Annotated in this window: 7 protein-coding genes and 1 pseudogene; 2 read left to right on the plus strand and 6 right to left on the minus strand. The window is 31.9% G+C overall.

From position 1 onward, the window contains the following. From AACZ53_RS10900 to AACZ53_RS10925, 6 genes and pseudogenes are all read right to left on the minus strand, one after another. Positions 1-793 (minus strand): annotated as a pseudogene (locus AACZ53_RS10900) (porin); the annotation flags it as partial. 16 nt (positions 794-809) lie between these two features. Continuing rightward, positions 810-1,958: a beta-aspartyl-peptidase gene (gene iadA / locus AACZ53_RS10905; RefSeq protein ID WP_339838227.1), complete on the minus strand. Its 1,149-nt coding sequence runs from the start codon at positions 1,956-1,958 to the stop codon at positions 810-812. A 2-nt stretch (positions 1,959-1,960) separates the two neighbouring features. After that, entirely contained in the window at positions 1,961-3,331 is a 1,371-nt protein-coding gene (dcuC, locus tag AACZ53_RS10910) for a C4-dicarboxylate transporter DcuC (protein ID WP_339838230.1), read from the minus strand. Positions 3,332-3,346: 15 nt separating this feature from the next. Then, positions 3,347-4,378 (minus strand): lamin tail domain-containing protein, encoded by a 1,032-nt coding sequence (locus AACZ53_RS10915; RefSeq protein ID WP_339838232.1) that lies wholly within the window; start codon positions 4,376-4,378, stop codon positions 3,347-3,349. Between the two features lie 25 nt (positions 4,379-4,403). Continuing rightward, positions 4,404-5,423, minus strand: a complete 1,020-nt coding sequence (locus AACZ53_RS10920; RefSeq protein WP_339838234.1) for a T9SS type A sorting domain-containing protein — start codon at positions 5,421-5,423, stop codon at positions 4,404-4,406. A 122-nt stretch (positions 5,424-5,545) separates the two neighbouring features. Beyond that, positions 5,546-7,042: a PLP-dependent aminotransferase family protein gene (locus AACZ53_RS10925; RefSeq protein ID WP_339838237.1), complete on the minus strand. Its 1,497-nt coding sequence runs from the start codon at positions 7,040-7,042 to the stop codon at positions 5,546-5,548. A gap of 82 nt (positions 7,043-7,124) precedes the next feature. On the opposite strand from AACZ53_RS10925, the gene AACZ53_RS10930 reads away from it, so the two are divergent. Beyond that, positions 7,125-8,054, plus strand: coding sequence for a hypothetical protein (locus tag AACZ53_RS10930; protein ID WP_339838240.1), 930 nt, complete (start codon positions 7,125-7,127; stop codon positions 8,052-8,054). 6 nt (positions 8,055-8,060) lie between these two features. Continuing rightward, positions 8,061-9,521: a DASS family sodium-coupled anion symporter gene (locus AACZ53_RS10935; protein WP_339838242.1), complete on the plus strand. Its 1,461-nt coding sequence runs from the start codon at positions 8,061-8,063 to the stop codon at positions 9,519-9,521. The last annotated feature ends 1,643 nt before the right edge of the window (positions 9,522-11,164 follow it).

Consider the following 11,164-nt stretch of genomic DNA (forward strand, 5'->3'; position numbering starts at 1 on the left):
CATTTAGATATAAAATGGAACCCGTTTCACGTCCTCTTCGACTGCTCATACCATTGTTTAAACTATAATTAACTCCAACAACTAGTTTAGGAGCTCGTTCTCTAACAACATCTGCTTGTCTAAATTGACCAAAATTAGTAAACAATCCAAAAGGAAGAAAATCAACTCTACCCCCCACTTTTAAACCTCCATGGTCTTTGCCCATAACATTTGCTCCATCTCCATTTGTAAGTACGAAGTAGGGTTTTAAATGTGAGTTGCCTCCAGTTCTAAAATCCCCTTGAGCAAACAACCCAAATTCCCTTATGGTTGCAAAAGCTGAAGTTAATCTACTTCGCTCTACAAGTTGCAAAGAATTAGAATTCATAAATAACTCTCTGTTATCTGTATAGGTCGCGCGTTGCCCAAAAGCGATATTTATTTTTCTAGTCACATCATAAGATATGTAAGCATCCAGTAAATAATTACCTACTATATCTTCCGTTTCTGTAGCTCCACCTAAATCAACTTGCATTCGATAACTGAATCTTTTATTGCTAGAGTTACCGTCAAATCTTACTCTAGTCCTACGCATTCTAAATCTATTGTTTGCACCTGGTCCATCGGAACTTGTGTAGTGTTTAGTTTCAAAATAAGGCTGTATGTAACCAATTATTTTAAGTTCTTTACCGTCTGTGGTTCTGAACTGTAATCCTTCGCCAAACTCATAAGCATCCCTTGTAATATTTTGAGCATACATTTGTGATGTTACTACCCATAAACCAAAAACTATAATTATTTTTATAAGTTTCATATGTACTATTTTAAAACTAAGATTCAAAACTTCCTTTACCTATTATTTTAGCGTCAACCATAATTTGTTGCCCCCTTGCAAAAACATCCTGCAATTTAAAATCTGCATCAAAAGCACACAAATCTGCATCAAATCCAACTTCTATTTTTCCTTTTTCTTTTAACCCTAAGTTTCTTGCTGGATTAGTGGTAATAATTTTAAATGCCTCTTCGATATTAATGCCTCCTTTTTTAATCAATTGAATAACCTCATACAAGTTTTGTTCAATGGGTGCTTTTTTGAAGCCAATATTATTTCCGTTTTCATCAAGTTTAGTAAGACCAGCATGGCCATCTGAACTAAAAGTTATGTTGTCAATACTAGCTCCTTTCTCAAGGGCATACAGTACGGATTTGTATGGATCAGTATATTTTGAAGCTCCCGTTGTTATGTCTATACATCCTCCTAGTTTTGCAAATTCTATAGCTTGCTCAAAAAGAGGTTTTGTTCTTCCTACATGTGTTGGAGAGATATGCTCAATGGGAAATTGATATTTATTTACAAGTTCGAAAAGAATATCCATTTTGGTTTCTAAATTTCCTAGATGAATGTGTAGTATTCCTTTTTTGTTTCCAATAGAACCACCTACTCTTACATCTCTTAACTTTCTTAATAATTCGGTAGCCGTAGGATAAGAAGAACGAATATCACTAATTGCAATTTTACAACCAATTACCTTATCAATACAAATCATATCTCCTTGAATACTATCAGTAATTGTAACCGAATCAACACCATAATATCCACAAAACATATAGGCAGAAATTCCTTCTTGTTCTAATGCTTTTGCTTTTCCATAAAGCGTTTTAATATTTCTAACTGTTCCATCTGTCCCTAAGAGTCCGACTACAGTTGTTGTTCCGCAAGCAATAAGTTCACTAAGCGTTACTTCTGGAGTCATTGATGCAAAACCATCTTTACCTCCAGCTCCTATTATGTGAATATGCTGATCGATCAGTCCAGGAGTTATTATTTTACCATTAGCATCCCAAACCACTGTAGCGTGTTTTGAAAATTCATCGAGGTTATCCTCTATGGCAGCAATTTTTTCACCTGCAATAAGAATGTCTTTTCTCCCCAAATATTTAGGAGCGTATATTTCAGCGTTTTTTATTAGTTTTAGCATAATTAAATAATTTCAAAGCATAGCATTGTTAGCAATGCTACTATTAAGGGTATTAAATTTCTTTTTACAATTTGCAATGTTGAAACACCTGCAATTTCTGAAACTGCAATTAAAACTCCAGCTACTGGAGAAACGGTTCTTCCCATAGAAGCAGATAGTTGCATAGGTAAGATCATTGAAGTACTATTAATTCCTAGCTTGGTTGCGATTTTTGGCACTAATGGTCCAAAAGCAAAAAATGCTGCATTTCCACTTCCCATTAGCATTGAGGCTAAAAAAATCATGATTGTCATAACGATAATAATTCCTGCTGCATTTAATCCTAAATTTAGAGACAATTCAAGCAAGCCATTAATAAATCCCAAACTTATTAACCCTTTAGCAAAAATATCTGCGGCAATAATTAGCGTTACAACTCCTTTAAAGATGTTTCCCATTCCATCCCAAAATATTTTTAGGGAACTAAAAACCTGTTTGATATCACGAGTTCTAACCATTTCAAAAACAAGCGCTATGAATAAACTAATAATCATAGCCGTTGTAGTGTCTAAGGTTATTGGAACAGGAAATAAATTAAATAGTTCGGAGAAAACGATTAACAACACTATTGGAATTATTGGAATTATTGCATAGATAAGAGGTGCTTTTATGGTTTCTTCTTTCTTTTCAATAATTTCTTCTACTGACGCTGGATCTTTAGCATCATAATATCGATTCACAAAATAATATGAAACCATCATTACTACACTTAAAATTGAAGCAATACCGATTTGATTGTTAATGAAAAAACTTACTGCGTCTATTTCAACAATATTTGCTGCACTTGCGGTTATCACTGAAGCTGGACCAATTCCAAGAGCTGTACTAGCGGTAATCACTGAAGCTGCTGAGGTTCTACTTACCCCCAAATTTGTTAAAATAGGAAATAAAGAAGCCATTAAGAGCAACGCTAAACCTGCTGCTGAAGGAATAGCTATAAATAAGATTTGGCCTATTGGAATAACCAAAGAAGCGGCTAAATAAGGATATTTTTTAAATAACCCAAGCGGTTTCATCGCTACATGTACTAAACATTTTGAAGCACCAATTTTATCAATATATGCTACAAATCCACCAATAATCATTATCATTAAACCTACATTTGCATTTGTTGCTACAAAAGATTCTTTTATAAATTTAAAAAGATCAAATCCACCAAATCCAGAAGGTTCAGACAGCTGAGGCGTCTTGTAATTTAAAACCAATGCAATTGATAGCATTAGTAATCCAGAAAACAGTAATACTGCATGAGGATTATATTTCTTTAGTAATAAATGTGCCGTAATCACTATAAAAAGAAGCGATACAATTGGTCCTATAAAAGTGCTATCCATTTTTACTTGGTTTCATTAAAACGAAGTTCCGTTAACTTTTTTTCCTGGAGAAAACAAAGCTCCTGAAGCCTCAGCTATACTTGAGTGTTGCACAAAATCACCAACTATATCTGGATTTCTTGTGTAGGACTCATCCGGATTAGCTGAAAAAGGTGCAATATCTAAAGTTACTACTACATTGCCCAAAGCATCTTCAACTGTAATAATATCACCGGCATTTGATATGTTTATTTGCCCATCTGATGCGGTTTGAACAATCGCTCCACTAAAATTACCTGTTGGAGTTCCTCCTCCAAAAACGATTACAACACCATTAGCTGGTACAATTGTTCCAGAAGGGAAAACATGTCGTGGTACATTATTCGTTAAAGCTGTTGCGTCGTATATTTTATATCCGCTAATATCTAATGCTGGTCCTGAATTATAAAACTCTATAAACTCATCGTCATTGGCATCTCTTACGCCATCGCCATTGGCATCTCCAGTAAGATCACCCGCAGGATCATATAACACTTCATTGATCAGAAATCCCAAATAAGGACAGCCATTGTTTGCTATTTCTCCGGGTATTGTTGGACAATCATCTTCAGAATCGGAAACACCATCGTTATCAGTATCTGAATCATCATCTAATAACTGTATGCTAATTTGATAGTCTTCTACTACTACTAAATTACCTGTGGTAGTAAGGGTAATATCTATTATCTCAATTCCTTCTATTTCAGTATCATCTACTGCATTGATACTAATTTCTCCCGTATCGGAACCTTTATTAATGATTACTTGATTTGAAGACACTGTGTAATCCGCTGAAGGTGAAGCAGTACCCGTAATTGTTAAAGGAATAATTATTTGCTCAGAGGCTAGACCGTTTAACTTGGCCGTAATGGTTATACTTCCTCCATTTTCATTCAAATTGCTTTGAGAAGCACTAAATTCAATTAATGTTGGAGCAATATCATCGGTTGTGCAACTGGCAAATAGTGCAGAAAAAACAACAATAGAAAGTAGTCTAAAGTGTACTAGTGTACTTGTGTTTATTTTCATAAAAAAATTTAATTTAAATCAACTATTATTCTATAATTAATTTTGAAGTGACTGTTTTACCTGCTGTTGTTAATTGCACTAGATAAAAGCCTTGTTTAACTTGACTTACATCAAGTGTGTTTGAAGAAGTACTTTGTTGCAGTACAATTCTACCATTAACATCATAAATAGTAATATCTTTTACTCCCTCAATGTCTAGGTTAACTAGTCCTTGAGAGGCAGGATTAGGATAGATTAAAAAACTCTTGTTGTCAAAAGATTTAGTGGATAAAGGAACTCCTGGATTAACTAAATCCCATACAGTACGAACATAAAAAGCATCAACAAGAATATTTTGATTGGCAGAATATTGTCTTAATGCAATAGCATCAATTAAAGTTGCATCTGCTGCACTACCCGTTACTGGGCCTATTGTAGGAGTTGCAGGTTCAGTAGTGAAACTATCCCCAACATTAAAAACATACAAACTTGCTGTATCATCTGATGTCGTAGTTGCATTGAAAGTATATTTAACAACCATTAAATAAGTGTTGTTACTATCAAAATCAGCTGTAATTTCGGCAGTGGCTGGAGATGTACTATTAAAGCTAAGTGCAAATTTTATTTGTGTAGTTGGATCTGTACCAGGAAGAATGAATGTTCTTGCTCTAAAGGCTGAATTTAAGTTAGGAGCAGTTGACACTGTGCCATAATGAAAGAAATAAGGATTACTGTTAGTATCAGTATATGGAATAACACCCGGCTTTACTAAAAAAGAAGTATAAACACTTCCAGTTGAAATGGCACCATCAAAGGCTTTGTTTATGTCAGAACCTGTGTTGTCAACACCTGCTGCTAAACCTATATTACTTCCTACGTAACCTGTAAAAGTTAAACCTGCGGCTGTTGTTTCAATAACGTTTGTTCCTGCACCGCTGTGTTCCATCCAATTGTGTGTTGTTAATAAATCACCTGCAGTATAATTAAAATTTTCTACAAGATAGTTACTCTGTGCCAAAGATAATGAGGTTATCACTAGCGCTAATAAAGAGTATTTTTTTTTCATAATAATTAGGTATTAAATTAGTTATAGTCTTAATTTTTTATAAAACTAATTTAAAAACTAAGTCCGAAAAGGTACCAATCTGTTTAAAAAAGCAATACCAATTTTTATCTAAAATTATATATTCATAAAAAAGTTCCCATTTTTTTTATTTCTTTCTTTATCATTGTAGGTCTAATTGAAGCATACCCTAAAATCAAACCTTGTTTTTGTGGAGTTCCGATATAGCATTTGCTTAATGAAAATGTAGTAATATTATTTTCGTTTAGTTTCCGAATAATTTCTTTTTCATAATCAGCACTAACATCCTCTTTAAAAAAAGCTACCAAATGAAAGCTTGCGAATGTTTTTTGTTGAATATACATTGATTGACATTCTCTTTCAAATTCAGAAATAAATAGATCATGCCTTTCTTTTGCAGCATTAACACAATTTTTAATGTGTTGGTATAAATAATTTTTATCAATAAATTGATTCATTACCATTTGAATAGAAGGAGAAACAAAACGATGCGAATGTTCTTGTAAAGCTTCTACTACTTTGGTTAAATATTTAGGAACAATCATATAACCTAACCGAATCGAAGGATGTAAAAGACGGTTAAAGGTACCCATATAAATTGTTCTGTCTTCCGTGTCGAGGCTATAAATTGTTGGCATGTTACTAGATAAATTGGCTATTTCATTTTCGTAATCATTTTCAATTAGTAATGCTTTATTATCTGAGGCCCATTTTAAAATTTCTAATCTTCTTTTAAGACTCATTTTTGTCCCTAATGGATAATGATTGGAAGGTGTTACATGGATCAGTTTTGGGTGTTTATCTTTAATTTTATTTAGCTGATTTAAACTTATACCTTCTTCATCTAACTCAACTGGAATTAACTCTGCTTGTGAACTTTTAAAAACAGAATGAACATTTGGAAATAAAGGGTTTTCTAAGACTACAGCATCTCCTTTATTTATTAAGGTATTAGCTATTAAATATAATGATTGCAAGGATCCAGAAACAATTACAATTTGTTCATAAGTGCATTTTACATTTCGACTCACATTTAAATAATTTGCAATACTTTTTTTTAATTCATCTAATCCGGTAGATTGTGAATAAGCTAAACCAGAAGATTTAACATATCTCCAGTAGGTATTTAAAAGACTTTTCCATTGGTTTATTGGAAAAACATCAATCGGTGGCACACCTGGTCTGAAAGCTAAATTATTATTTGGCAATCTATTTATGAGCGCAATATTATTTAAATATGATTCTCCTTTGCTTGAAATAGTAGGATATAATTCATTGTTGATTTTAGGCTTTAAGGAGTCTACTTTAGGTGTTTTGGTATTTTCAAAGTTAACCCTGTATCCTGATCCTATTTTTGATACAATCAATTTTTCAAGCATCAATAATTCATATGCCTTTAGTACTGTGGTTCTTGATAATTTTAGTTCTTCTGCTAACACTCGTGTTGATGGTAACAACCAGTCATGTGGTAATTCAATATTTTCTATACAATACTTCATTGACCTGTATATTACAATATATTTATTGAATGGTTTTTTCTTTTTTTGAATTTCAAATTCTTTTTGAATTCTATGGATGGCAAAATTATGATTGGTATTCATTTTTTATAATAATTGGTATTACAAATGTACTTCCTTTTAAACTTAATTTGTTCTACTAAATTCTCAAAGCAACTATTAAAACATGAAAACAATAAATATTTTTTTTCCTTGTCTCCTTATCATTCAGTGTTTTTTATTAACTTCTTGTAGTAAAAATGATGAAATAAATGAACCTAAGACACCTATTCCTTTGGATAAATTATCAAGTGGGTCAGGATCTTTTAGTTACACTTATGATGTAATTTCATATACTAAAACACTAGCTGTTTATTATTATATTCCTACCACTAAAATAGCAACAACTCCCATTTTATTTGTTTTTCATGGTACAGATCGAAATGCTAAAGATTATAGAGATGCAATGGTTGCAAAAGCAGAACTATTAGGTTTTATACTACTTGTACCTGAGTTTTCTGAACAAGATTTTCCTGGTGGTGATGCTTACAACTTAGGGAATGTATTTGTTGATGGTGATAATCCTTCACCAAGTACCTTGCATCCCGAAAATGAATGGACTTTTTCTATAATTGAACCATTATTCGATTTTGTAAAGACACAAGTAGACAACAGTACTTCACAGTATGATGTATTTGGACATTCAGCAGGTGGGCAATTTGCACATCGTTTTTTACTATTTAAACCCTATGCAAGAGTGGGTAAAACAGTTGTTTCTGCTTCTGGTTGGTATACGTTTCCAGATACTAGCATAAATTTTCCCTATGGTCTTTCTCAAAGTCCCCTTTTAGGTATGTCAATACCTGGTTTTTTATCTAAAAAAGTTTACATCCAAGTAGGTGAAAATGATGACAACCCTAATGACTCCGGATTAAGACATAATGAATATGCGGATGCTCAAGGTCTAAATCGAAAAGAAAGAGCAATTTATTTTTTTCAATTTTGTCAACAATTATCAGTACCTACTAGTTTTAATTGGAGTTTTCATTTTATAGAGAATGCTGATCATGATTATATAAAAGCTTCAGAAAAAGCTGCTACATTACTTTTCAATTAAGAATATATGAAAATATCAAAAAAGAAAATAGGGCTTTTTTTAGGGCCCCTTTTATTCGTTTTAATTAAACTTTTTTTTCATCCTGAGGGTTTGACAGATGCCGCTATTGGTATTTTAGCTTCCACAACTTGGATTGCGATTTGGTGGATAACTGAGCCTATATCAATTCCAATGACATCATTGTTACCTATTGTTCTCTTTCCTTTGAGTGGAGGTTTATCATTGCATGAAACAACTGCCAGCTACGGGCACCAATATATCTTTTTATTTCTCGGTGGTTTTATTTTAGCTATAGCTATTGAAAAATGGAATTTGCATAAACGCATAGCCTTAACAATTATTAAATTTGTTGGTTCAGACATGAATCGCATTGTATTGGGATTTATGATTGCAACTGCCTTTCTATCCATGTGGATTTCTAATACAGCTACAGCCGTTATGATTTTACCTGTTGGTATGGCCGTTATTGCACAATTAAATGATAATCCGAAAACTATAAAAAACGAAAATTTGCTTTTTGGTAAAATGCTTATGCTTGCCATTGCTTATAGTGCTTCCATTGGTGGAATGGCAACATTGATTGGAACTCCTCCAAATCTTGTTTTAGCAGCTGTTATTGAAAAGACTTATAAAACTGAAATAACCTTTTTGCAATGGTTTATGTTTGGTTTTCCCTTAAGTATTATCTTACTCTATTTATGCTGGCTCTATTTAACACGATTTGCTTTTAAAGCCACTCAAAAAGAATTCCCAGGAGGAAAAAAAGAAATAGAAAACCAGTTAAAGAAATTAGGCCCTGTAACCTATCAAGAAAAGTTGATTTTTGTAGTATTCTTAATTACTGCACTTGCTTGGATTACAAGATCGTTTTTATTGGTAAAAATTAATCCTGAAATTGATGATACTATTATTGCTGTTTTATGTGCATTGGTTCTATTTATTGTACCTAGTCAGAAAAATAATGAAGCACTAATGACATGGGAAGATGCTGTATCCCTTCCATGGGGAATTTTAATTCTTTTTGGCGGTGGAATGGCCTTAGCAGGTGGTTTTGAAACAAGTGGTTTAGCCACATGGATAGGAAATCACTTGACAATGCTTGAAGGTACTTCTGTTTTACTTTTACTTTTTATTTTAATAACTTCAATTAATTTTTTAACAGAGATTACCTCAAACATGGCAACAACTGCTATGCTATTACCTGTTTTAGTGTCTTTAGCTGTAATACTAAATGTACATCCCTATATCTTATTAGTTAGTGCAACATTAGCTGCCTCATGTGCCTTCATGTTACCTGTTGCAACACCACCAAATGCCGTTGTATTTGGTTCGGGCTATTTAAAAATTGAAGACATGGTAAAAAAAGGTATTTGGATGAACATCATATCCATCCTAATAATTACTTTTTTTTGTTATTATATTCTTCCTTTGATCTGGAATTTACAAGAGCTGTATCGTTTTTATTGATAACGTTTGTAATAACTTTATTTTCTATATACAATTCGATTCTTGTAAAATATATCACTAATATTTAATTACAGAATGCTTTGAAGATCTTATACTTCTAAGAGTTGGGTAATTTTATATGCTTTGAGGACTAATACGTTTGGGTTTTGAGTGAATTGGGAATTAGAAACTTTTTTGGAACACGGAGTTGCACAAAGTTTTTTTTATTCTTTGTGTAAGATCCTTACAGGATGACAAGATTGTGAAGTTTGATGTGGGATCCTTGCTGGATGACAAGTCTGTGGAGTTTGATGTGGGTTCCCTCCTTTGTTGGGATGACAAGATTGGGGAGTTGGTTTTTTGGAACACAGATTAAAGAAATTTTAGAAATTTTTATAATTATTAGTTTGTGGTGTTACTTGTGGGTTCCCTCCTTTGTTGGGATGACAAGATTGGGGAGGAGGAAATAGATGATGTTAGGCTAGCTATTTATTACCAGCTTTGTTATGGTAATTAATCCTTGTCTTTATTTTACTTGGCTCAAAAGTAAAGCTGTAATTTTTGCTAAGGTTGTTAGCCTTAAACCCCCAACTATTTTAACACAATAATTTATTAGTCCCCTTGTTTTACTTAACTTAATAGGTGTTTTTATTGGCATATCCAAGCTGCAAGGTTAACTCGTTTCGAGCAACATTAAAAAGGATACCAAAAAGACCGAAGCCTTTAAGATTAAAATAATTTACCGATAATCTGTTCCATTAAAAGTACTTTTTTGAAGGTTTCTTTATCAAGAAATTGCTTAAAATAAATACTTTAGGAAAGTAAGGGATAAAATCGCTATTTTAAAGTATCGATACATTTTTCTACTTCTTCTATTTCTTTTTTTAGGATTGTCATTTTTGTAAAATGCGCTTTTTTGTAATAAATTAAGAGTTCGTATTTGTATGTTTTAAAAAACTTTAAAAATAAAATATTCGATATTAAAAAAATCAAGGAATTTACAGCGTTTAAATTAAAAAACACTATCAATAATAAAGCAGAATTTATAAGATATAAATAATTAAAAAACAGATCTCTTTTCTTAATCAAGCGCATTTTTTTTATGTCTTTCTTTACTACATTAAAGTGGTTTTTTTTGTAATGATTAAATATGGAATTAGAAAAAATTATATTATTGTTTTCCATTATTTGGAATTAAAAATTTATTAAATTTATCTAAACATCAAGTACTTAAGATAAATAAAAATATTTCTTACTATGAATAAAAAAATTATCCCGATGTGTTCTTTTATATACTTTATCTTAATGAAGAAAATTATATTTTATAAATATAGTTGAGATTATGTTAATTTTACACACATACTTAACAAGTGGCACAATTGATATTATATGTGTATTTATAAGTAGTAAATATGATTGCTAAACTAAAATAGTTCACAAAAGTTTTTTATCACTTAAGCAAACTACTATAATTAATGAAATTAAAAGATTTGGAAAAAAACTACAAAAACCTATACACCAAGTTAAAACTTTACCCCTAAAGTTTGCTTATTTACTACTAAATAATTTTGGTGTAGGGTTTCTATTTGAGTTAAGAAGTAAATTATATTTATTCTACTGTCACTGATTTTGCTAAATTCCTAGGTTGATCAACATTACATCCC

It is taken from the genome of uncultured Flavobacterium sp., from assembly GCF_963975005.1.
GTDB lineage: Bacteria > Bacteroidota > Bacteroidia > Flavobacteriales > Flavobacteriaceae > Flavobacterium.